23 protein-coding genes are annotated in these 24,133 nt (G+C 40.4%); 8 read left to right on the plus strand and 15 right to left on the minus strand.

Annotation, left to right across the window (positions count from 1 at the left end; all coding sequences use genetic code 11):
- Positions 1-2 precede the first annotated feature (2 nt).
- Both IGI54_RS12755 and IGI54_RS12760 read left to right on the plus strand, forming a co-directional pair.
- On the plus strand, positions 3-1,298 hold the full coding sequence (locus IGI54_RS12755; protein WP_430621854.1) for a chloride channel protein: 1,296 nt from the start codon (positions 3-5) through the stop codon (positions 1,296-1,298).
- Positions 1,288-1,626, plus strand: a complete 339-nt coding sequence (locus IGI54_RS12760) for a hypothetical protein (RefSeq protein ID WP_430621855.1) — start codon at positions 1,288-1,290, stop codon at positions 1,624-1,626. Before IGI54_RS12755 ends, IGI54_RS12760 begins: the two co-directional genes overlap by 11 nt.
- A 283-nt stretch (positions 1,627-1,909) precedes the next feature.
- Here the strand turns inward: IGI54_RS12760 and IGI54_RS12765 are convergent, their stop codons facing one another.
- The 3 genes from IGI54_RS12765 to IGI54_RS12775 form a co-directional block, all read right to left on the minus strand.
- Entirely contained in the window at positions 1,910-2,176 is a 267-nt protein-coding gene (locus tag IGI54_RS12765) for a hypothetical protein (protein WP_430621856.1), read from the minus strand.
- Positions 2,177-2,402: 226 nt separating this feature from the next.
- Entirely contained in the window at positions 2,403-3,503 is a 1,101-nt protein-coding gene (locus IGI54_RS12770; protein ID WP_430621857.1) for a glycerol dehydrogenase, read from the minus strand.
- A 273-nt stretch (positions 3,504-3,776) separates the two neighbouring features.
- Positions 3,777-5,129 (minus strand): MFS transporter, encoded by a 1,353-nt coding sequence (locus tag IGI54_RS12775; protein ID WP_430621858.1) that lies wholly within the window; start codon positions 5,127-5,129, stop codon positions 3,777-3,779.
- Between the two features lie 115 nt (positions 5,130-5,244).
- Here IGI54_RS12775 and IGI54_RS12780 point away from each other — a divergent pair, with 115 nt between their 5' ends.
- The 5 genes from IGI54_RS12780 to IGI54_RS12800 all read left to right on the plus strand — a co-directional run bounded on the left by IGI54_RS12780 (position 5,245) and on the right by IGI54_RS12800 (position 8,596).
- On the plus strand, positions 5,245-5,664 hold the full coding sequence (locus IGI54_RS12780; RefSeq protein ID WP_071862150.1) for a MarR family winged helix-turn-helix transcriptional regulator: 420 nt from the start codon (positions 5,245-5,247) through the stop codon (positions 5,662-5,664).
- Between the two features lie 16 nt (positions 5,665-5,680).
- Entirely contained in the window at positions 5,681-6,250 is a 570-nt protein-coding gene (locus IGI54_RS12785; RefSeq protein WP_430621859.1) for a hypothetical protein, read from the plus strand.
- A gap of 18 nt (positions 6,251-6,268) precedes the next feature.
- Positions 6,269-6,478, plus strand: coding sequence for a hypothetical protein (locus IGI54_RS12790; protein WP_430621860.1), 210 nt, complete (start codon positions 6,269-6,271; stop codon positions 6,476-6,478).
- Positions 6,459-7,064 (plus strand): hypothetical protein, encoded by a 606-nt coding sequence (locus IGI54_RS12795; protein WP_430621861.1) that lies wholly within the window; start codon positions 6,459-6,461, stop codon positions 7,062-7,064. The genes IGI54_RS12790 and IGI54_RS12795 overlap by 20 nt, the downstream gene beginning before the upstream one ends.
- A 173-nt stretch (positions 7,065-7,237) precedes the next feature.
- The gene (locus IGI54_RS12800) at positions 7,238-8,596 is read left to right on the plus strand and encodes an FAD-dependent oxidoreductase (protein ID WP_430621862.1); all 1,359 of its coding nucleotides are present in this window, start codon (positions 7,238-7,240) and stop codon (positions 8,594-8,596) included.
- 86 nt (positions 8,597-8,682) lie between these two features.
- Here IGI54_RS12800 and xerS read toward each other — a convergent pair whose 3' ends face one another.
- The 3 genes from xerS to IGI54_RS12815 form a co-directional block, all read right to left on the minus strand.
- Complete coding sequence (xerS, locus tag IGI54_RS12805; RefSeq protein ID WP_430621863.1) at positions 8,683-9,825, minus strand: tyrosine recombinase XerS; 1,143 nt, start codon at positions 9,823-9,825, stop codon at positions 8,683-8,685.
- A 987-nt stretch (positions 9,826-10,812) separates the two neighbouring features.
- Positions 10,813-11,229: a DUF3788 family protein gene (locus IGI54_RS12810; RefSeq protein ID WP_430621864.1), complete on the minus strand. Its 417-nt coding sequence runs from the start codon at positions 11,227-11,229 to the stop codon at positions 10,813-10,815.
- Positions 11,230-11,284: 55 nt separating this feature from the next.
- Entirely contained in the window at positions 11,285-12,121 is an 837-nt protein-coding gene (locus IGI54_RS12815; RefSeq protein WP_430621865.1) for a Rossmann-like and DUF2520 domain-containing protein, read from the minus strand.
- Positions 12,122-12,422: 301 nt separating this feature from the next.
- On the opposite strand from IGI54_RS12815, the gene IGI54_RS12820 reads away from it, so the two are divergent.
- Positions 12,423-13,976: a helix-turn-helix domain-containing protein gene (locus tag IGI54_RS12820; RefSeq protein ID WP_071861881.1), complete on the plus strand. Its 1,554-nt coding sequence runs from the start codon at positions 12,423-12,425 to the stop codon at positions 13,974-13,976.
- An 81-nt stretch (positions 13,977-14,057) separates the two neighbouring features.
- Here IGI54_RS12820 and IGI54_RS12825 read toward each other — a convergent pair whose 3' ends face one another.
- The 9 genes from IGI54_RS12825 to IGI54_RS12865 all read right to left on the minus strand — a co-directional run bounded on the left by IGI54_RS12825 (position 14,058) and on the right by IGI54_RS12865 (position 24,030).
- Positions 14,058-14,921: a sortase domain-containing protein gene (locus tag IGI54_RS12825; protein ID WP_430621866.1), complete on the minus strand. Its 864-nt coding sequence runs from the start codon at positions 14,919-14,921 to the stop codon at positions 14,058-14,060.
- Positions 14,922-15,153: 232 nt separating this feature from the next.
- A complete protein-coding gene (locus tag IGI54_RS12830; protein ID WP_430621867.1) occupies positions 15,154-16,341 on the minus strand; it encodes a DUF6179 domain-containing protein in 1,188 nt (395 codons plus the stop codon).
- Entirely contained in the window at positions 16,338-16,790 is a 453-nt protein-coding gene (locus IGI54_RS12835; RefSeq protein ID WP_430621868.1) for a DUF6323 family protein, read from the minus strand. Before IGI54_RS12835 ends, IGI54_RS12830 begins: the two co-directional genes overlap by 4 nt.
- A 172-nt stretch (positions 16,791-16,962) precedes the next feature.
- Positions 16,963-17,610, minus strand: coding sequence for a peptidylprolyl isomerase (locus IGI54_RS12840; RefSeq protein ID WP_430621869.1), 648 nt, complete (start codon positions 17,608-17,610; stop codon positions 16,963-16,965).
- Positions 17,611-17,687: 77 nt separating this feature from the next.
- A complete protein-coding gene (locus IGI54_RS12845) occupies positions 17,688-17,951 on the minus strand; it encodes a hypothetical protein (protein WP_430621870.1) in 264 nt (87 codons plus the stop codon).
- A gap of 197 nt (positions 17,952-18,148) precedes the next feature.
- A complete protein-coding gene (cydC, locus tag IGI54_RS12850; protein WP_430621871.1) occupies positions 18,149-19,897 on the minus strand; it encodes a thiol reductant ABC exporter subunit CydC in 1,749 nt (582 codons plus the stop codon).
- Positions 19,894-21,606 carry a thiol reductant ABC exporter subunit CydD gene (gene cydD, locus IGI54_RS12855; protein ID WP_430621872.1) on the minus strand — a complete coding sequence of 571 codons (1,713 nt, stop codon included), beginning with the start codon at positions 21,604-21,606 and terminating at the stop codon, positions 19,894-19,896. The genes cydC and cydD overlap by 4 nt, the downstream gene beginning before the upstream one ends.
- Entirely contained in the window at positions 21,603-22,619 is a 1,017-nt protein-coding gene (gene cydB, locus IGI54_RS12860; protein WP_071861874.1) for a cytochrome d ubiquinol oxidase subunit II, read from the minus strand. The genes cydD and cydB overlap by 4 nt, the downstream gene beginning before the upstream one ends.
- A complete protein-coding gene (locus tag IGI54_RS12865) occupies positions 22,612-24,030 on the minus strand; it encodes a cytochrome ubiquinol oxidase subunit I (RefSeq protein ID WP_071861873.1) in 1,419 nt (472 codons plus the stop codon). Before IGI54_RS12865 ends, cydB begins: the two co-directional genes overlap by 8 nt.
- Positions 24,031-24,133: the final 103 nt, after the last annotated feature.

The following is a 24,133-nucleotide window of genomic DNA, read 5'->3' on the forward strand; positions in this document are numbered from 1 at the left end:
GAATGGAAGAAAACAAGGAAAAAACACACTCAAACTCAAGAAAGGAGTTACATGATGTACTATTGCTATATGTATTGATTGCAATTATTAGTAGCATTACCGGCCTTATTTCGCATTATCTGCTAGCGGGGCTTCATTTTGTTACAAACTATCGCCAGTCTCACGAGTACTTTCTCTATTTCTTGCCGTTTATTGGTATGTTGACGGCGTTTACTTATCAAAAATTCGGTAAAGGAGCACAAAAAGGCAACAACTTAATCATTGAAAGTACTGAGAAGGAAACCGCTGTCCCTGGAAGAATGGCGATTTTCACTTTTATTTTCACAATTCTATCACATCTTTTCGGGGCTTCAGTAGGACGTGAAGGAAGTGCCGTGCAAATCGGTGGAGTTTTTGCTAATAAGGCAGCTGATTTACTTCATTTAGAAAAAAACTGTCGTAAACAACTGATTCATGCCGGAATCAGCGCTGGCTTTTCATCGATTTTTGGTACGCCATTGGCCGGTGGATTTTTCGGTATGGAAATGGCCTATGTAGGCAATATCGAACGTGAAGCGTTGATCCCGTGCTTCTTTTCATCTTATTTAGCCAATTACGTTTCAAAATTATTAGGCACCGTCCACGATAGCCATCAGATCGGTGTTCTTCCATCATTTACCTTAAAACTATTGATGATTGTTGTCTTTTCATCCGTTTTATTTGGGCTTTTTGGGCATTTTTTCGCTCTTCTGATGCATTCATTGAAGCATTTTTATAGCAATTTTTTCAAAAATTATTTAATTCGAGCATTTATTACTTCTGCAATAGTCGTTCTTGCCATCACTCTGATTCATGGACAAAAATTTATGGGCTTGAGTCTGCCACTCATCGATGATGCTTTTGTTGGAAAAACAACTTTGCTTGATCCCATTGTCAAATTAATCATGACCGGGTTAAGTTTAGGTGCTGGCTTGCAAGGAGGAGAGGTAACACCCTTATTTGCAGTGGGTTCATCACTAGGTGGAAGTCTCGGAAACCTTTTTGGAATCACGCCTTCATTCCTGGCAGCGCTAGGAATGATCGCCGTTTTCGGCTGTGCTGCCAACGCACCATTAACCACTATCATGTTGGGCATCGACTTATTCGGTACTAAAGCTTTATCATATTTCATCATCGCGGCCTTCGTCAGCTATTTTGTTTCAGGTCACCAAGGAATTTACACCTCTCAAACGATTGTCACGGCAAAAAGTGTTTTTCTAAAACATCATGAAGGATATCGGATTGGCACGATCAAGGAGGCCGTTAAAAATGGAAAATAAAAGTGAAAAAGTCGAATTGCACCATTTATTTTGGAAAAAACACTCCCATCAAATACCGATCGATTCCTTAGGTACCAAGAAATATCATATTAAAGTTGAAAAAGGCACAGTCAATATTAATCATTTTGCCTTTAGCCGAGATAGTGGTTGCTGGATTGATATTCCTAAAAGTACCAAGGAATATCCTCACCACCACCAAATAACCGCTGGTGAAGAGCGAATAATAGAGTTCAAGATTCATCATGTGTTGGATCGCGTGGACCGCGTATTTATTACCAACTATCATTTATTTAAAAAAGCTATTGTTCAAATTATTGAAGTCGAATAAGCATTAGAAAAAGCAGATACACGGGTATCTGCTTTTTGGTTCCGAAGGTAATGATCCATTAGAGAGAAGGAAAGTAGAATAGAGGGATTCAATCATCTAGTAGCCGTAACTTCTTTAGCTAAATTCTCTTCGATTCCTTGAAGTAACAGCAGGACTTTTTCTTCAGCAGCGTTTCCCATTTAGTTCAGCTCCTTCTTCTAATCTTACTCTGGAACATCGTTCACTGAGCTTGGTAAAAAGCCTCAACTCTTTGTTTTATACCAGCGATATCGGTCTTAGCAATTTATACATAACTGATTGGCAATGCCTTAGTTTGAATCACCTTAGGAATATACGGCGTATCCATTTCATTAAACACGATAACATCGGATTCAGGGACCGAATTAGTAAATGTATCTAGACTGATAAAGCTGACTTGCCAATCGGGAGCGAACGCTTTGATTAATTCGGTTTGAAAATTTTTTGCTCTATTCCAAAGCATACCAGACCCGCTGCTTTTCAAGATCGTTCCGCGCGCATTCACGGAATAAATATAAGTAATCGTTTTCATTTTAACTTCCTCGTTTCTGTCCTAACTTCTTTGAAGTGAGTATACCTCTTTGCTGTCATAGTTTAAACAGATAAAACGCTCAGCTTTCAATGCTAATTTACGGATAATTGCCTATTTTTAAGGAGGTAAGTAGTGGTTAGTAAATTTGATTTTTATCAGTGATATTATAGTCAAAAAAAGAGGACAAAGCCGACCATGAGACTTTGTCCTCTTCGTTGATTGTTTCTTATCTCGGAAAGTAGGTAGTGACATAAGCATCCACGGCTTTCATCGCCGCGGCGACATCTTCTGCTGTCACTTCGAAAGGCATTTCATGAATCGTTTCCCCTTCGATTGTTGCTTGCTCTCCGATTTTTAGTAAATCCACATAGGAAGCGTGAGCTAAATGCATTTCTTCTAAGGTCGTCGGCAAATCAAGCAATTGATAGAGCTCGATATAATCATCCAATTCATCAGAGTCCGCATTCTCCAACATAAGTTGGGTGAGGGTGCCGTACGCGACTTTTTGTCCGTGGGAAAGATGGTGGATATCACCACCCATGACGGTAAAGCCATTATGAATCGCATGAGCCGCGGCTAGACCAGCACTTTCAAAGCCTAATCCGCTTAATAATGTATTGGCTTCGACGATTTCTTCAAAAGCTTTGGTTACGACATGGGCTTTGTTGGCTTCAATCGCCTTTAAGGCATTTTCAAATAATATTTCTTCGGCTTTAACAGCGATTGCCATGCCAGCCGCTGTTTGAGAACCCCCCGCCATGGTTTGCCCATTTTTTTGTGCGACTGCCCGTGCTTCTACTAACGTGGCCAACGCATCAGCGATCCCATCTGCTAACAATTCTGCTGGTGCGTTGACAATCACTTCCGTATCGACTAAGACGAGATCGGGATTTTTATCGTAAAAACGATATTTTTCAAAATTACCTTCTGGTGAATAGATCACCGAAAGGGCCGAAGTCGGTGCGTCAGTTGAAGCGACTGTTGGCAGCACCGCCAAGGGCAACTTGAAATCATCCGCAATCGCTTTACCGGTATCAATGGCTTTGCCTCCACCGAGTGCGACAATCACTTCGATATCCTCATCTTTTGCCTTTTTACTGATCCGTTTGATTTCCTTTTCCGATGCCTCACCACCGAAAATTTCTTCGATCGGCTTCATCTCATTTTCTTTCATTCGCTCAAATAAATCTTTTCCGACAATTTCCCACACATCTTCATCGGTGATCAACAAGGCGGTTTTTCCGAGGGTCTTAATGTATTTGATCCCTTCTTTGAGCATTCCTTTGCCTTGAATATAACGCGACGGACTGGCAAAAATTCTTTCCATTTTATCGACCTCCATTGATTAATTACTATCTAGTGTGGCATAAAATGAAAGTGATTTCAAAAAATCTGACTTATAAATCAGCTTTTACAAACAAAATATTGTTAAAAAATGACCACTTTAGATAGGGTGCGATTACTTTTGGGTTGAATTCGCCACCCTAAAATCGCTTTTTTAGTCATTATAATCCTTTTATTGTCGTGTTTATTATAGAGAGACAAATGGATTGAAATACCAAAGGTTCTGAACCTTAATTGGTATTCCAATCCATTCTTTTTATTCTGTTTTTTGGCTTCGCTCCAAGCTAACAACTAGCAGTAGAAAAACAAAGATGATGCTGATAGCGAAGTACACTCCGTGATAACCGGCGATTCGCTGATGTTGGGCAGCGAAAATCCGTTGGTTGATCACCCCGAGAAAAGTCACCATAAAGCTTTGCCCCAACGTACGACACAGAGTAATGAATCCCGAAACAGTGCTGAGATTTTGTTGTGATGCATAACTTTGGGCAGAAATCACACTGATCGTCACACCGGTTCCAATGAAAAAGCCTAGAAAGCTTGAAAAGATCAGTAAAATTGGATAGCCAGTGCTGCTAGGCACTAGGCTTAAAAATAGAAACCCGATCAACGCGCCGCCAATTACTAGCTGCAACAGCTTCTTTTGACCAAAACGAGTCAACAGCTTGCCTGAATAGTAAGAACCTAAAATAAAGGCGATTGAAGAGGGCAGTAAAGCTAAACCGGCTAAAGTTGGTGAGAGTTGTAATTCTGTTTGAACCCACAACGGCAAATAAACTTGAAATCCAATCAACGCTCCGTTGATTAAAAAGATACAAATCGTTAATAACCGGAACGCGCTGATTTTAATCGTACCAATAGGAATAACCGGACTTGTCGCTTTTTTCTCTTTCTGATAGAAGAAGTACAGAGCAATCACGCCGGCGATCAAGACTAGCGCTCCGAATACTAATTGAAGATTAAATAATTGGATACCGCTCAGTAATACTAACAATCCGAAAATGAAATAGCTGTACTGTTGAAAGGCGCCCTTTTGAGGTGTTGCCGCTGTTTCTTTTTCTTGATAAAAGACTTGAACAATCGCCAGCACAACCAAGACAAAAGGAACATTGATAAAGAAAATCCAGTGCCAAGTAAGGCTCCGCAGAATCAAGCCACCTAATAATGGTGCAATTAATGAGGCGATTCCCCAAGCTGAATTATTTAGCCCCATCACTTTTGTCCGGGTCTTCAGATCAAAAAGCTCACCGATCAAGGCGAAAGTCATCGGCATAATGCCACCAGCACCAATCCCTTGAATGACCCGCGCACCAAAAAGCATACTGCCAGAAATCGATACGCCACAGAGAATCGTTCCGACTAAGAACAACAAAAGGCCGGCTTGAAAAATTTTCTTTTTACCATAATTATCGGCCATCCGTCCGAAAATCGGTGTCGCTAGGGCGCTTGAAAATAAGTAGGTAGAGAAGATGAGAGCCGTCAATTCCGAGCTGCCAAGGTCATTGACGATCGAACGGGTCGCTGTTACCACGATCGTCGATTCGATGGCGGTAACCAAAGTAGCTAGATAAATTGCGACGGTCATCCATTTAGTATTTGTTTTATGCAAAATTTATTCCTCCAAGTGAAACATTTTGTTTGACTAAAGCTATTATAGGGTTTATTATTTGCTTGCGCAAGTAATTAAATTGTTGCGACTTGAAAAAAGAGAGGGAGTGACTGTGTTGCAGCATTCTATAAGTGATATCGATACTTTGAAGCAATTGCCTACTGTCAGTCGTCGTTATGTCAAATTGATTGATCGTTATTTGGCGCCTTATCAATTAAATTCCAGTCTCTACTATTATATTTTGAAGCTCCACGATTTTGGAGATTTGCCTCAAGAAAAATTAGTTCAACTGACTGGCGTCAATGCTAGTAATGTGACGCGAGCCATCAAAAAATTAATGGATAGCGATTATATTTTGAGAAAAGAAAACCCCGATGATCGCCGAGGCTATCTCTTGTCGTTAACAAGTAAAGGGGCAGAAATCTACCAAGTGATTCCAGAGGCTTTACAAAAGGCCAACGAAGATTTTTTTGCACCGCTTGACCTCGAAGAACAAACGAGTTTTATCGAGATAATAAATAAATTAAGTGAATGAAAAGGAAGTCTGTAAAATGGAAAGAAAAGAATTGTTAAACAAAGTCGTGACTATCCCAGAAGGTTATCAATTAGTTGAAGAAAAAAGCGAACGCCGCAATAAACAAGACGTAACGATTTGGCACTTTCAAAATGATGGCGAATTTAAACTGAATGGTCCACGGATCATCGCGATTTTTGTCAAAGATACTTTAGTCAGCGTTAAAAATCTAACTTCAATTCCTAGTGGCAAGCTAGTATCAAGTGAGCGAGCAGAAGCCGTTGCCAAAGATATCTTCTCAAAAAGCAATCGCAGCTATGCGCGGGGCTTATCCTTTATTCGGATCGAACATCAACAACGAGAATTCGTCGATGAATCAGGAAAAACCAGCCAGTTTCCTGTTCTATGGATCAAATTCGGTCATTCCAACGGCAGCTATAATTGGGTCACTTTAGGTGCTGACAATCAATTGATTGAAATGGAGATTGATTCACGTTGGGATTACTTCCGGGGCCGCCGCAAAACGGAAATGTGGGACAACGATGATTGGGTCTTGGTTAGAGAAGGCAAAGGGCCACAATTAGCTAGCCCGAATGCTTTAGCCTAAACAAAAGGAGCGACAGCCATGAACGAACTACAATACGAAAACAACCTTGAGCTTTTAGGTCAGCTTAGAGATCGGTTGCAACGCCTAGAAGACAATGATTATATGACAGCCTACTATAAAGGCTACAGCACTAGTGGCGCCACCTTAGAAGAAATCAAAGAAGAGATTCAACTGCTACAAGAGCAAATTCGAGAGGTGGAAGAACAGCTTGACGATTTTGAATGGTAAGAAAGAAGGCAAAACAATGGATTACTTAGAAATGATCAACTACGCCGTGACAATTCCCGAGGACTACAAAATTGCTGAAGAAGACGATCAAGTACGAAATGGTGTCATGGTCCATATTGTCCGCCTACAACCAGCAGGCGAATTCGTCATTAATGGTCCCCGTATTATCGGCATTTTTGAAAATGATGCACTCGTTAGTTTAAAGGACCTGTCTGAAATCCCAAGCGGCGCGTTATTAGACGAAGATGTTGCCGTAGAAAAAGCCGAACAAGTTTTGGCCGCTATCAATCCTGAATATGGCAATGGCGAAATGTTCCTACGTGTTGATTATCAAGAACGAGAATTCTTTGATGAAGAAGGGGAGCTGCAATATTTCCCTGTTCAATGGATCAAGTTTGCCGGCTACTCTGGTAATTATGCTTGGGCCACCTTAGGCTCTGGCGGCAAACTGATCGAAGTAGAATACGAATCCGAATGGGATTATTTCCGCGGACGTCGTAAAACTGAAATGTGGGACAACGACGATTGGGTCCAAGCCTATTATGGCCAAGGACCACAGTTAGCCAGTCCAAATGCTTTGGCATAAGAAACAAACGATTTGCAAAAGGGTGCTTAGTCCATATAGGATTACGCATCTTTTTTTGATTCGTTTAAGATCGAATACAACTCGTTCTTCTGCCTCATGAGCCGATAGCTGTCTTTTTTCAATCAACCTACGCTACAATGAAAGCGTAACTAACAAATTAGGAGGGAATTTTTATGAAAGTTATTGTTTTAGGATCTTCACACGGCGGCTATGAAGCAGTCGAAGAACTACTGTTAACGCATCCTGATGCGGAAGTACAGTGGTATGAAAAAGGCGACTTTATCTCATTTATGGGTTGAGGCACGCAAATGTATCTCGAAGGAGTCGTGAAAAACGTTGATTCAATTCGTTACATGACTGCCGAAGAGATGGAACAACGCGGGGTTCGCGTTTTTACTAACACTGAAATCACCAAAGTAATACCTGACAAACATGAAGTTGAAGTCTTAGATCACGTCACTGAGCAAAGCCGAACGGAAACGTATGATAAATTGATTCTAAGTCCGGGAGCCAACCCATTTATCTTACCAGTTCCTGGTCACGATCTGAAAAATATTGAAACGATGCGTGGTCGTCAAGATACCGTTGAGCTGAAGATGGACACGGTTAATCCGAATATCAAAAATGTGGTCGTCGTTGGCGGCGGCTATATCGGGATCGAAGCAGCCGAAGCCTTTGCCAAAGCTGGCAAAAACGTGACGGTGGTAGACGTGATTACTCGTCCATTAGGCGTTTATCTTGATGAAGAATTCACAGATATTTTGGATAAAGAAATGACCGACAATGGCATGAACTTAGCCATGGAAGAAAAAGTCGTGGAATTCGTCGGTGAAAATGGAAAAGTCAGCAAGGTCATAACAGATAAAGGCGAATATCCAGCGGAACTAGTTGTGATGTCTGCCGGCATCCGACCAAATACCATGTGGTTGAAAGATGCGCTAGACTTACATCCAAATGGGATGATCAAGACCGATGAATATATGCGTACAAGTGCAGAAGATGTCTTTGCAGTCGGAGACGCGACCTTGATCCAATACAATCCTGGACAAACAGCTGTCAATATTGCACTAGCTACCAACGCGCGTCGTCAAGGACGGTATGCGGCCAAAAATCTAACCGAAGCCAATCATCCATTTCCTGGTGTCCAAGGCTCATCAGCTTTACGGGTGTTTGACTATAAATTTGCTTCCACCGGTTTAAACGACCAAATGGCCAGCCGCTTAGAGATCAAAACGAAGTCGGTCTTATTAGATCAAGATACTTTGATGGATTTTGTTCCGGCCAATATGAAAACTCGGATGCTGTTTAAATTAGTCTATGATCCAGATACGCTAGCCATCTTAGGAGCACAAGTCATGTCAAAAACCGATTTAACAGCCAATATCAATGCGATCTCAATCGCGATTCAGACAAAATTTACCATTGAACAATTAGCTTATGCCGATTTCTTCTTCCAGCCGGAATTTGATACGCCTTGGAATTTACTTAATATGGCGGGGCTAAAGGCACTTCAACAAGAAAACAAAGCATAGTTTTGCAGGTATTCTTTTAAATAGAAAGCAAAAAGACCATTGAAAAGATAAGGGATTATCTCTTCAATGGTTTTTTATTGATCTATTTACGTCCATAAATCATTGATCACCGAACGTTTCTCTTTTTTTACGATATGGGTATAGATTTCTGTCGCGGAAGTACCACGTTGACCTAGGATTTCACTGACGGTTTTCAAGTTTTTCGTTTTTCGAAAAGCCATCGTGCCAACGCTATGACGCAGTTTGTGGGGAGTCGTACGTTTCCCAAAGGCGGTGGAGTACTTATCGATCATCTTTTCAATCGAGCCGCCTTCCATGCGTTTCGCGACATTCTTGTGTTTAGTTAAGAACAGCGCGGGCACGGAATCATCCGCATTGTATAAACTTTCCCGCTGTTCTATATATTCTTGGAGATAGTCGATAAAGATCGGGGAGATCATCGCGTGGTCCAAGGTATCGCCTTTCCGCTGGACCTGAACGTAAAGGCCTTCATAGTTGAGGTCACTGACATTGGTATTGACGAGTTCAGACAGACGGATACCCGAACCTAGAAACAGGGCTAAGATCGCGGTGTCTCGAATCCTGTTTTTTTCGTAAGCCGTCTTGGCTTGGCGAGAAGTCAGCGTGTTGCCATATCCACTATAAACGTATTCAACAAAATCAATCGCCTCAGAATCTAAATAAAGCATCTTTTCAATTTTGTCTTTTCGGACTTCGCCGGAAGCATCGACACCACCATTTTCAATATTGACCATGATATTTCTTCTTAGCATCGGACGAATAATATAGTCGCCGATTTGTTCATCATATTCCTCGACTTCCTCATTTGCCAAGTATTTAAAGAGGGAGCGCAGCGCTGTAATACTGCGCTGGACCGTCACTTTCAAACGGTGGGTATTACGTTCACCTAAGGAAGCTTGTACCAAATCATTTTCATTTTTTTCTTCAAAGGTTCTTTTTGGTGATTGATTTAAAAAGGACTTGTATAAGACGATCTTATCTTTATTCAATCGCTCAAAATCAGCCAATCTAATTTCTGTAATGTCTTTTGCTTGCACAATTCCTTCGGCTAAAAGCCAGGTGAGGAAGCGGCGATATTCTTTTGAGTATTCGTATAGCGTATTGGTAGAACGGGGGATCGCTTCTAAATAGAGCAAATATTTTTGTACGAAGTCTGGTAATTTTTCAAATTCTTTTTCGTAACGTTCTCTTAATAGTTCACGACTCATTCGATTCAGTCCTTTCTTTTTTTGGTAGGAGAGGGAGTATCCCTCTAAAAACAGTATAATTGGTATATACCTTTTTGTCAATTATAAAATAACATATTTCAAAAAAAGATAGGAGAGAGGAATAAACAATAAAATCAACTATTATTGAAAAATGGTTCTTTCTATAAAGCTTTAAATAATCCGTTAGTATATTAAAATAACAATTATTGGCAGTTGGAGGGGGCAACTGCAAAAAATATTTTATACTTGCTAACAATTAAAAATTTCATCCTAAGTGCTGTTAAAGTTGAAATTCCATTGTAAATCGCTATAAATTAACACGAATTTGATGGTATGATGGCTTTTTATTTAAATGAATTCAACTTGATCGATCTAATTCAGCTTGAAAAGACCTTATAGCAAACCATAGGATCAGCCTACAAAAAAGTTAAAATCCATTCTTTTTTGTTTTAAGCAACGCAAAAAAATCATGCTTTCGGGAAAATGCATATTGTTACGAAAACATGATTTTACTTTCCCAACTTCCTCAACGGATCAATTAGTAGCTTACTGCTATAATAATCGACGAACGAAACAAACTTTTTAATAGCAACTCCCATAATTGAGTTTGAGCAAACTTAGCTTATTGATCCGTCCAAGTAAACTAACAAGCTCTTTAGGCATCTAATGATACCAATGAACATCGACTAAACGTTTGAATCTATTTTAAAATACTTCGTTTGGATTCTTTCTGTTAAACATTATCAGTCATTCACCAAAACAATTTTCTTAACTATCTGCTAATTATTTTGATTGTTCAATTACGTTTCAATAAAATCAGCTTTATTAAGGCTTGATAATGGTGTTGGCTGCTTTCCCAGCATGCTCTATTATGGTTTGAGAAAAACTAACATTATTCTAAAACCTTAAAAGCCCTTTCTCTAAGCTACTCGCCTGTTATCGCGAAAAAAGATTCGTATTCGTTTAAGACACGAATACGAATCTTTTTTATTTTGCTGCTTTTTTGAATTTGACAAGCGCGACTGCGTTTTGTAATGATGTCTCGTTTAGAATTGGCACTAAAACAGCGGTTAATTTCCCGGATTTATGAATCTCGACACCACTAGCTTCAAGTCGTTGGAATAACTCGTTCGTCCTCAATTGAGGCCAGATTCGTTCACCAAAATAAACGGTGATTTTAACGCCACTTTCCCAAATCGAGATCCAGCCGAGGTTTTTTTTCTTGTATAAGATCTTAGCCAGCCAATGCTTCCCATCATTATAGTAATTCCAATCTTCCTTGAAGGACTCCTTATGAAGCATCACTAAAAGCTGCTGATAAAGGGCTAAACCATCTGTACCCATGTGTTTCGCCAAATTTTCAATCGTGGGAAGCTCTTCAGGATCTTTTAATAAAGGTTTCATCGTTCATAGCTCCTCTACTCGTAATTATCTTTCTTGCAAACACAAGTTTATTTTCTTATTTATCAATTTTTTCCTCGATAAATTGATAATCTCGTTCAGGATATTTTTCAGCTGCTAGTTTGATTAGTTTCTTCGTTAATTCACAGTAAATTTTAGCATCTTCCGGTGATAAAACAGCTAAGTGTTCAATTATGCTGGTTAAATCATTTTCTTCGATCGGCCGGCTCAGTGACTCTTTTGGCCCGTTGAGCACTAGATTCATAGCATTTTGAGTGAATACTTGACGCCAAGCGCTCTTGGCAAAAGCTTCTGGCAAACCACAAGTTTGAAATATTTCTTGAGCGGTTGTTGCTAGTCCCACTACTAAGCTGCTAGCAAAAATACCGGCAGCATGATACAACGATTTGTCTTCTGCAGATATGACTGCCAACGGGTTTTCTAAGTTGGCAAAAGCGGCTTTTACTTGTGTTTGTTGCTGATCTCCTTCCAAGGTAAAGGCGACTTGAGCAAGTTGCTCCAGCGGTACTGATTTAGTAGCAAAGGCGGTCAAGGGATGTAAGGAGAAACAAGCAATCTGCGCTTTTTCTGTGGCAAAAATCGCCGAACTTTTAGATCCGCTGCAATGAAAAAGACAATACTCCCTTGTCAGCAACGGCTCTACTTCCTGCCAAACAGTTAATAGCTGATCATCTGGTACCGTAATAAAGAGCCAATCACTGGCCGCTACACACTCCGAAAGCTCGGAAAAAGCATGGCTGTTGGTTTGTCTAGCACTAAAAATAGCGTCTTCATAATGTTTGCTATAAAATCCTGAAAGCGGCCAACCTTTAGTATCGAAATAGCGACCTAGATTCGTTCCAACTTTTCCCGCCCCAATAAATCCAATTTTCACGATTTGTTCACTCCTTATCCTTCTCACCCTACTTTAATAAAACAATTATAGCATGATTTGTTTATTTTAATGGCAGAACACAAGATAATTCAGTCAATCAATTTATTATTTATAAGTAAGAGGGCTTTAAAACACTGATGTTTTTGAATAATACTGCGATTTATAACAACAATTAATACATTCTCTTTTTTTCAGCAATAAAAACAATAATTTTTCGATCATTAGTTAAATGACTCGCTTTTTTATTAAATAATCGGTAAAATTATGATAATAAATTCATTTTATTTGAAAGGAGAGCCGTATGAAAAAATTACTTAATTCTTCTACCTACCGTCGAATTCAATTTGTTGAATTCCTCGATCAGCTCCCCTCTTGGTGTGATGTCAAAGAAGCGGCCAAACACGCGGACTGCTCCGTGAAAACCTTATTATCTGACATTGATTTTATCAATGATTTTTGGGGCGACTTTATTTACATCGAATATTCTAAGTTTCAAGGCGTACGTTTAAATAATCTAACTTCAAATAAATTAGGGAATGTCTACGGGTTGATTTTTCATGAATCGTTAGAGTTTCAATTTGTTGAGAAGATGCTCTATGAAGCCAATCAAGATGCAGAATATTGGATCAATGAACTGTTTATGAGTGAGGCTTCCTTTTACAGAATGGTCAATGCATTAGAAGAATTTTTGGAACGCCGAGGTTTAAAGTTAGAACGAGCACCTTTTCGAATCACCGCAAAAGATGAACGTTGGGTCCGTTTTTTTTATCAAGAATATTTTACAGAAGCCTATGGCGTTAACCAGTGGCCCTTTACGGTAGACCATGAAGCCACTACCTGCTTTATTATGCGAACCTCAACCGATTTTGATGTGTCTCTCGACGATCGTGAGATTCAGGAGGCTGCTTATCTGCTTTTGGTGACGCTGAATCGGATGTATCAAGGCTTTTATTTGTCGGAAGAGATTTATCAAGAGGATGACGACACGATTGAAAAAGTCTTAGAGTATAGTCGCCCCTTCGCGGAACATTTGTTAGAAGAAACCCCCTTCACCCTACCTAAAAAATGGTATAAAGAGATTAGTCATACTGTTTTTCATGAATTCTATAACTGGGACAACCCGCAACAAATTGTGCGAATGGATACGAAGATCAATACTTTTTTGGACAAAGTGTCTGAGTCTATCGATTTTCCTTTGATTGAAGAGGATCGCCGGAAAATCGTTCAGGAGATGATGTCTTGGTATGTGGAATACAATTTCTATCCCTATCAGCAGAATTTACTGTTTGATAAGTATCAGAAATTTGCGCGGGAAATACAGCTAGTCTACCCGATTTTTTCTAGTATCGTAAAAAATCATTTAGAAGATATCGAGAAAAAGAATCAGGAGCTTTGGACCGATATTCGGCTAAACAATGTTCTCTTTTTATTAATGAAGGAATGGGCTCACCTGCCGATCCGTTTGGAGCATTTACGACGCAAGGTCTCGATTCTGATTATTAGTGATCTGGGTCGCAAGCATGCGGAAATGTTAAAAGACTTTTTAAGCACGAATTACCACGGACGGGTCACTCTTTCAATTTACAATGAGTCGGTCATTTCTTTAGGTGCTGAAGATCTCGCTGATTTTGCTCAATACGATATCGTTCTTAGTAATAACCCCATCAAAGGCTACGAAAACGAAAATAGCTTGATTGTAAACAACTTCTTTTCGGCCTCCGACCGTGAAAACCTATGGAACTTTATAGTAGCGACACAAAAAAGAGCCGCCCAAATACAACTAACGAAATTGGGTAATATCAAATCAAAATCGGCAAAAGAAATTTATTATTCCCAACTATCAGCACAACAATAACTTTAAAGGGCTAAGACATCGGTTCTTAGCTCTTTTTTCGCACAAAAAAAGCTCCACCAATAGAGGCAGAGCTTGGCTTAATTAAGCATTGGCAAAGACAATCAAGTTGTAATCATCGTTGATACAAGTTTGCAAGGTGATGCGCTCACCGCCGCCTGTACCAGTGATTTGGTCCCAATAATCCGTACCGTCTGCTGCATAACCACTATCGTCAACAGTGACGATTTGTGTGACATGATAGTTGCTGATAGCACCTGTCGTATCAGCTACACTAATGGTTGCATCTGGTTGTAGTGAAAAGAGTACATCGAAAATGCCAGGATTATGACCGATGAAATGTGTATTAGCATTGTCATTGCCTGATTGAGTGGGAACGCCACCCCAAGTTGCTACCTCATTTGGGTTTGCATCAATGATTGCTTGACCATTTCCTTGACCAGCATTTGTATAAGAGATTAACTGTCCGTTAATTTTTAATTGCATAGCTTGTTGTGTTGCCGCTTGAGGCGTGGCGACTGGTTCATTCACTGCCTGAGTCGTCGTTGTTGAAACAGCGGGTTCTTCCGAGATCGTTTCAGTTTCAGCTGCTGCTGTGACTTCTTCAGCTTCAGTAGCTACTTCTACTTGGGGAGTTGTTTCTTCGGGCTGACTGGTTATTTCGTTGGTTTCAGTACTACTGCTTGTTGGTTCGGTCTCCTGTGTTGCTTCTTCGATTGTAGGAGCTGATTCACTATGTAATACAGGTGATTCTGATGAAGTCGTTTTTTCCTGGGATGTTTGTGCTTCTTCATTTTTATGAGACTCGCTACTTTCCTCAATCGTTTGTTCAATTTTTGTTTGGCTAGTTTCACCTTTCGCACTTTGCTCTGATTGTCCAAAGACTGACGCTCCGCTAGATGTTAGAAATAAAGCGAAAACCACCAGTAATTTGTGAAAAATCCCCATTCCGTTTACCCCCTTAGGTATGTTTGCTTCCTCTTTCACCTATAGAATAAGGGGGAAAATAACTTTTAAGTCGGATACTGCTCATTAAACAACTAATGATATTTATTTTTTTAAATGAGAAGTTATAAAAATAAGGGTTAACAACCTTTTATCATAACTTTCTATTAGATAGACAAATCTGCGTGAGCAAATTGTTTGTGAAAACCGTCCAGTAAAATATGGTTACTTTTATCTAACTGAAGTCGAATTTACTTAACTGATACATGTTTATAGTCTGTAAAAGATCATGTAGGGCTGATCCACTTAGAGTTTTTAAATGATTTTTTAAAAGTGTTTGTATTTCGCCAGATTCTGTTAAATCAAGGATTTCACGGGGATTAGATAAATTATTTCCTTTAATAACCCAAAGACAAAGAGTTATTATAAAGTTTTTATTTAATCTTTTAAAAACTTCTTTGTGAAATTCCGAGTTTTCTTCGACGATTTCCAGTAGTTCAATGAAATCTTCTGGGGCCAAATTTTCGTCGGTCAATAACTTGATTCTTTCTGCTCTATTACTAATATAGTAGGCTTTTAGCCACTGATTGAATGAACTTTGCGGCATCGTCTGTATGAATGTCAGCCGCCTTTTAGAGGAAACACTGCGAATGAAAAAGTGAACAGCGTTCTCAGAAGGCGTCTCTCGACAGACTTTTTGAAGTTGTTGAAAAACTTGATGATAGTAATCTGCCTGATTGAATAGCGGTACTAATTCTACTGGTTTGCTCTCTATTCTCAATCGGTTAAAGGCATATTCTGCCTCTTCCCGACTTAATAAGAGAGAGTCATTTTGCTTTTTAGTTACTAGTAACCTACCGATTAACTGTCTAAAAATGATTTCAAATAAATTATTGATATCCTGGCGGTAATCAAAGCCCAACTTTTCTTGGTAAATCTCCAACAGCTCAGCAATCTGGTCTACTGGCAGATGCTTAACTAATAAAACTTCCGCTGCTAAACGTCGCAAGTAGCATTCATAAAAATCAATTCCCTTTAGGTGAGTAGGAGCCGAGATTGCAAGCTGGTAATCGATGAACGCTTGGTCGACTTCTGCCGCCCCGTAGTCTAGATCATAATGCTTAAAAAAATCCCCTATTTCTTCAATGGACCCATCAAGCGATTCGATTCCAAAACTTTGATAATTCGCTTGGATAAATTGATAAAGCTGCTGCAATTCCGTTAATTTTTTCTCTAGCTGTTTCTTTCCTTGTTCAAAGCGAATAGCTAAAGTCTCCCCCTCTCCGTGTTTAAGGACGTATTCAAGCGATTGTTGAATCGTTTCTGCTTGTTCAAGGGACATGACTGATGTCCCGCTTAGTCGTTCTTGCAACTTCTGAAAGTAAAAAGGATAAAACGTTGGATCAATCATTGGTTGACTCATATTTCACCCTCCAATGCTGGAAAATCCTCAAAGAAGCCTTGCAGCTGCTCCAAATCACCGTGATAAACCTCGTAGCTTTGCTGAATGGTCTCGATAATCTCTTGATCGGTTACTCCACTTGAATGGTAACTGCGCAAATAATAAAAAATGGATTGACAGACGTTGAGCTGTTCCACGTAATCTCTCCTATAATAAATCCTTTCTTTCGCTAAAAAATCTGCCAGTGCTTGGGTGTTTTGCCAACTAAAATCTACCAAATGATAGTCCTTAAACAATTGCTGCCGTTCTTGATTAAGTAGTTGAATGTCTCCAACCGACAGTTGAAAATTTTTATGGTTCGCTCGCAACAGACGATTGATTTCTACTCGCGGACTTTCTAAATTCTTCTGTAAAAACTCGTTAAATAACGCTGGATCAAACCGTCCCATTTCCTGATCCGCCCCTTTCATAGACTAAATAGCACAGGTCTAATGAAAAGACAATCTTGAATTTCCGCTAAAAATGTGTTATTATAGATTTAGTTAAGAGAGCGAGCTTAAGCCTTTCTTAACTATTTTTTTGCCTGACTTATCACGGTTGCTACTATTTGAAACTATAAAAATAACAAAAGGGGGCATCAGATTAACTCTGATGCCCCTTTTTAAAGCTGATTTGTATGATCTTGATTGATTGTCGAGGTGCATCCTGCTGATTGGTTGGTCGATTCGCTATTTGACGAAGAACAGTCAGACCCTCTACGACTTGACCAAAAACTGTGTAACGACCATCCAGTTCCGGAATGCCACCGACCGCTTCATAATGACTGCGAATTTGCTGCGGCAGACTCATGCGATACAATTGTTCCTGATCTACCCAGCTTCTTTGTACGATATAAAACTGATTGCCGTTCGTATTTGGTCCATGATTGCCTAAGCAAACAGCACCATCAAAATGATACAGTCCTTCATCCAGCTCATCTTCGAAATAGCCACCATAAATAGATTCTGATTCTTGTCCAGAACCATCTAAAGCCCCACCTTGGATCACGAAATCTTTGATTACTCGAGCAAAAATTGTATTGTTATAAAAGCCTTGCCGCGCTAATTTGCGCCAATTCTTGACGGCCTTTGGTGCCGCTTGCGGAAACAGGCGCAGTGTAATATCACCAGCATCCGTTTCAATCAGACACAACTCTTCCTGAGGTTTAAGCGGTGTCAGTTGTAGATAATTTTGCTTCAGAAATCGGATGCCATAATCTTGCGAGATCATCTTTTGAATATACCAGTCCACCCCATTTTGATCGCCTAAACGTGCTACTTGAAGGACAAACGTGTATTCTTTCTTGGTGGTTGCTACACGGTAGGAGATTAAGCCTCGTAAATTATTGACGTTGTCTCCCTTAACTTTGTAAAATCTTTTTTGCTTTTTCCTACAAAAAAAGATTCCAGTTCTTCTTCTGTTCCCTCTGCTAACGTATCAGTAAATAATTGAAATTGATGTTGGATCTCTGCTTGATCCCAGTGCCGGGGAATCAGCTGGTTGGTGACGGTTTCATTTTTTTGGTGCTTATGGATAGTTGCTGCTACACCACCAAGTAGAGCCGCGCTAAACAAAATCTTTTTCTTGTACATGGAAGACCTCCTTAGAAGTTTTCTAAATTGTACTATGTCAGCTTCGAGAAAGGAAAAACGATTACGCAGTACTTCCCTAGCTACGATAAGTTTTAGATACATTGATTTCATTTGCGATATTTTTAGTTCGTTAATTAAAGTTAATTTAGATAAATATAAAAAAACTTCCCTAATTTTTACTAGAGAAGTTTTCCTGTCTATACCGTTCCTTTGTCAATTTGCTGCAGTTTTCGATAGTGGCTATTGGTTTTTCTTAGCTCACTAGGACTGCCTTGCATCGTTAATTTGCCATCTTCAATAAAAATGACTTGGTCCATCGCATCGATCCCTTGCAAGTGATGGGTAATCCAAATAATCGTTTTATCTTGCAGCTGATTGAAAAAAGTATCGATCAATGCTTGTTCTGTCACTGGATCGAGGCCAACCGTAGGCTCATCCAATAAAATGATCGGCACTTCCTGTAACAGAATTCGTGCCAAGGCCATCCGTTGCCGCTCACCACCAGAAAATCGCAGACCAGCTTCATCTACCATCGTTTCTAATCCTGCTGGCAATTTTTCAACTAATTCTTTCAACCCAACCCGCTGAAGCACTTGCCAGACTTCCTCTTCCGTCGCCGTTTCTCGACCAATCCGAAGATTATTGATGATCGTTGTGTGAAAAAGATACGGCGTTTGATGGATGACGCCAAGGTAATTACTGATGTCATCTTGGAAGCGATAGGTCTCAACACCGTTTAGAGTAATTTTTCCTTTAGTTGTCCGTAAATCACCACGAATCAAATTAGCTAATGTGCTTTTCCCAGAGCCGCTACGGCCAAGAATCGCGATTTTTTCACCGGGTTCAAGGATCAAATCAATCCCCGCTAAAACTTCTTTCGGGCTAGCAGGATAGTGGTAAGAAACATTTTCGATTGTCAAGGTTAGCGGCCCTTCAAAAATAGGTGTTTCGCCTTGCGCTTTTTCAACCGTTGGCAACTGATTCAAGTTAACGATAGAATCTTGATAGCCATTCGTTTCTTGAGCTGCTGCTGGTAATGGCGCAAAGGCATCGATTAGGGGAAAGACTGACAAAACAAAGGCAGCGATCCAGTTGGCAGCCCCACCGTGATTGCCAGGAAATTGCTGACTTGTCCAAAGAATCAGCGCCAACGTAATCACGCCAAACATTAATTGCAGTAGAAAATTACGCTTTCGTTGAAAGCTTTGCAGTTTACGATTGATTTCCCGCAATGCTTCTTCAGATTCTTCGTGGTGGTTCACATAATCCTGCCCTCGTTGACTAAAGATCCAATCAGACACGCCTAAAACATTATCGGTCAAATCACTATACAACTGATTTTTCATCTGCTTCTGTTGTTCTTGACGCGCGCCGTTGACTAAGACGGACCACAAAGGCAATAAGAATACGACTACGCCTAAAAGCAGCAACATTCCTAAAGCAAAAAATGGTGAGAAATAACCGATGCCAAGAATGATCAAAACATACAATGACCAAGCAATGATCGTAGGAAAGATCGTTCGTAAATACAAATTTTGAATATGATTGATATCTTCTGACAATAACCCTAGAATATCACCCGTTCGGTGTTTCTGTTTAAAGAAAATCGCATCCTGCTCTAATGAATCATACAGCTTCACCCGCAGATTCGAGGTCATCTTCAGAACCCAATTATGACTGACTAAGCGTTCCACATAGCGAAAGACCGGGCGTCCGATCCCAAAGGCCCGTGTCAAAACAATGGGAATATAAATCAACAAAATGTTTTCTGGCAAAGATGCTGCCCGACTGATCAAATAGCCGGAATTAAACATTAACGCGCCGGCACAGAAGAAGGTAATGACTCCTAACGTCAGCGCTAAGATTAAGGATCTTTTGTATTGCTTGAAAAAGGGCTTGACCCATTCGTCATTTTTCAATGCAGCGAACAATCCGATTCGGTTCATTCCTTTTCACCTCGCAATGCGTGACTTAATTTCGTAAAAGCACCATTTTTTTGTTTCAATTCTTCCAACGTCCCTTGCTCAACTAATTGGCCGTGATCCATCACTAATAAATAATCCATCTCAGCCAACCAATGGAGACGATGGGTCGCGAAGAAGACTAAACGATTTTCCATCAATGGTAGCATCCGTTCCTTCAACTCGACCTCCGTCTCAATATCTAGATGAGCAGTCGGTTCGTCGAATAACAAAATTTTTCGGTCTTGATCAAGAAACGCCCGTGCCAAAGCAATTCGCTGTGCTTGTCCGCCGCTTAATGTCCGGGCGCCTTCTCCTAATTTTGTCTCTAAGCCTTCTGGTAATTCCGCTAACAGTTCCGTCAACCCGGTCACTGCCACCGCCTGCAAGATTTCTTCCTCGCTGGCATCGGGGTGATAAAAGGCAATATTTTCTCGCACGGAGCGCTGGAAAATATAGGGATTTTGCGGAATATAAATCAATTGTTCCTGCCACTTTGGTTGATCGAAGGCCTTCAACGATTGATCATCAAGCTGGATTTGGCTTTCATCCGGTCGTAAAAATCCACTAAGCAAATTGATCAAAGTGGATTTTCCCGAACCGCTCATGCCGATGATACCGATTTTCTGATAACCTTTTACCTTAAAATCAACCGCTGCACCTAATTTTTCCTCATAGTAATGAGTCAAATGCACCGCTAGCTGGCTATCGGCAGACCAGGTCGCTAAGTCTAACGCTTCATCTTGAGTTTCTTCTAAGTCTAGAATCTGCTGAACATCATCCATTGCATTTTTCCCATCCAAAGTCGCGTGATAATCACTAGAAAAATCGCGAATCGGTAAAAAATATTCTGGTGCCAAGATCAAAACAGTCAGCGCCGGGAACAAAAAGATCGCTTCGTTGATTAAACGTAGACCTAACAACACCGCTACCACTGCCACAGAAAGGGTAGTAAAGAAATCTAACGCAAAGGTGGAAAGGATCGCGACCTTCAGTGTACTCATCGTCGCTTTGCGGAAACGTTCACTGGTGGTGAAGATACTTTTGCTGTATTGTTTGCTGATACCAAAGAATTTCAGCGTATCGATGCCTCGTAAGGAATCAATAAAGTGATTCGACAGCAATTGAAAGGTTTTGTATTGCTTATCGGCTTTACTTTGGGCCGCATAGCCTAAGATGATCATAAAAATAATAATCAAAGGAAAAACAACTAACAGCACAACTCCTGACTTCCAATCTAAAATGAAGACTGCGACCAGTAAGATCCACGGAATGATCATCATATTTAACATCTTCGGTAAGATCAAATGGAGGTACTCCTCTACTTGATTGATTCCGTCTAAAGTCGTTGTGACCAGACTGCCAGTTCCTTGCTTTTGAACGACTTGTGGTCCTAGTCGAAAAATCTTTTGCAGTAGCTGACTACGTAACGCTTTTGCTTGTTGATAAGCATATTCTTCTAATACGCGTTCCCGTAAATAGGTCATTAAATGGCGCAAGGCAAAGGAAACAAAAAACAGCGTAATCCACGCCAATTGCCCCCCCAGTTTTGCACCATTCCATAAATGGGTAATGGTAAGTGCTAAACCGAATGCCTGTCCAATTATAAAGATTGCTTGCAGGACAGCAGATCCTGCAAGCAATCCAAGAATTTTTTTGATCCCGGGAAGTTGTAATAACTTCTTGTCGATCATTGTTCGACCCCCACAGCATGCGGGTGTTTGATCCGTTTGCGGAAGATGTAATAGGTCCAAGCCGTATAAGCCAACACAAACGGTAAGATCGTTAACGAGATATAAGACATGATCTTCAAGGTGTAAGGACTTGAAGAAGCATTCTCGATCAATAAATCATTTCCTGGGATCGAGCTGATTAAAACCCGTGGGAATAAACCGCTGAATAATAATGCCACTAAAGCGATTAAGGTGAAACCACTGGCGATCAGTGCAATAAGTTCTTTGTCTCTGAAGACCGACACATTGGCAATCACAGTCAATAGAACGATCACCGCTAACAAAGCTAACGTCACCGCAAAATTATTTTGGAAGAAATCCGTTTTGAAATACATTAAAATTGCGAAGATTACTAAACCTACGTACAATACGCCATACAAAAACTTCGCGTAATTTTTTGCCCGGTAACGAATTGCACCTTCCGTCCGCAAAGCGATATAGTTCAAACCATGCAAGTAACATAGCAAAGTCAGCGCTACGCCTCCGACGATCGAGTACAAATTAATGTAATCTGTAAAAGTAGCCATCATGTTGTGGTCCGCATCCATTGGCATTCCTTGAACCATGCTAATAAATAACACCCCAAAGAAAAATGGTACGATAAAACTGCCAATCGTTAAGGTCCAATTCCATAATTGTTTGCGTTCTTTTGGCATATGACTACGAAACTCAAAAGAGACTCCGCGGATAATCAAGCCAAACAAAATAATGAACAGAATCAAATAGAAACCACTGAACAATGAAGCATACCAGTACGGGAATGAAGCAAACATCGCGCCGCCGGCGGTTAATAGCCAGACTTCATTTCCGTCCCAAACCGGTCCGATCGTTTCGACGATCTGATCCCGCTCCCCTTCATCATGAGCCAAAGTACGAACGGACATCCCCACACCAAAGTCAAAGCCTTCAAAGAAGAAGAAGCCGGAAAATAAAACACCAATCAAGACAAACCATAATAATTGTAGATTACTCATGAGTGAACGCCTCCTTATCAAAAGGATCGACAGATTTTAGATCCATATTTTTTCCTTCGTCTAATTCCGGTCCTTTATTTAATTCACGCTTCACTAAATAAATCATCGTAATAGCCAGACCTGAGAACAACAGGAAGTAAATCGTATTTGAAATTAATAAAGAAGTCACCGAAACGTTTGGTGAAACACTGTCTTCGATGGTGAACAAGCCATAGACTGTCCACGGATAACGACCTAATTCAGTCACTAACCAACCCGCGGTATTTGCTAAGAAAGGAGCAAAAGTACAAAGTCCCACTACGCGCAGCATCCAACGTTTCTCATATAAGATTGGTTTCTTCTTACGTGTAAAGAATAAACCAAGAATCGCTACTAACAGCATCAGCATGCCAAAACCGGCCATGATCCGGAAATTCCAAAACAAGACATTTACCGGCGGATAATAATTCCGATCTCCGTATTTTTTGACTAGCTCTTTATTGATGGTATCCATCCCTTTGATTGATCCAGAGGGCTTGTTATAAGACAGAATACTTAACATATAAGGAATTTGAACACCGAAGACTTGTTTGTGCTCCCGCTCATTGTCCCAAGCAATCAAGGTCCAAGCAGCCGGATCCCCGGTATCCTCATAGGTCCCTTCCATTGCCGCAAACTTCATTGGCTGACCTTCAATCAAGGCCTTCATTTGCGCATCTCCTGCACCTAATACCATAACCGAACCAAATAACGTGATCACTAAACCGATGCGCATCGATTTCTTGAAAAACTCACGCATTTTTGGTTCTTTACGTTTTAACAATTGGAAAGCCGCAAGTCCTGCTGCGATCATCCCGCCCATTGTAATGGCTGCTGCGATAACATGACCAAATTCATACCAAACTTTTGGATTGGCAATTACCGCCGCAAAATCGGTCATTTCTGCTCGGCCGTTACGAAGTACGTAGCCCACCGGATGTTGCATGAAGCTGTTGGCGGCTAAGATCCAGAAAGCCGATAACATCGATGCGATCGTTACTAACCAAATAAAGACCAGATGCAGTCCCGGTTTCACCCGATCCCATGTAAAAATCCAGAGTCCTAAAAAAGTCGACTCCATAAAGAAGGCCAATAATGCCTCCACGGCTAATGGCGCGCCAAAAATATCCCCTACAAAACGAGAATAATCCGACCAGTTCATCCCAAATTGAAACTCTTGGATGATCCCGGTCACGACGCCCACCGCAAAACTTAATAGAAAAATATTGCCCCAAAATTTCGCCAATTGACGATATTTTTCATTTTTCGTTTTAACATATAACGTTTCCATAATGGCAACAACCAAGACCATTCCGATCGAGAACGGCACAAAGAAAAAGTGAAAAACCGTTGTCATGGCAAACTGAAAACGGGCCAACGTCACTATATCCATTTTAATTCCTCCCCTACTATTGTGAATAACAAAACTAGAATAATTTCAGTTCTACAATAACTATAATCCTTATGAAATAAATTGCCAAATGTTCAGCTTAAGC

Source organism: Enterococcus sp. DIV0800 (assembly GCF_050559735.1).
In the GTDB taxonomy this organism is placed as follows: domain Bacteria; phylum Bacillota; class Bacilli; order Lactobacillales; family Enterococcaceae; genus Enterococcus_A; species Enterococcus_A devriesei.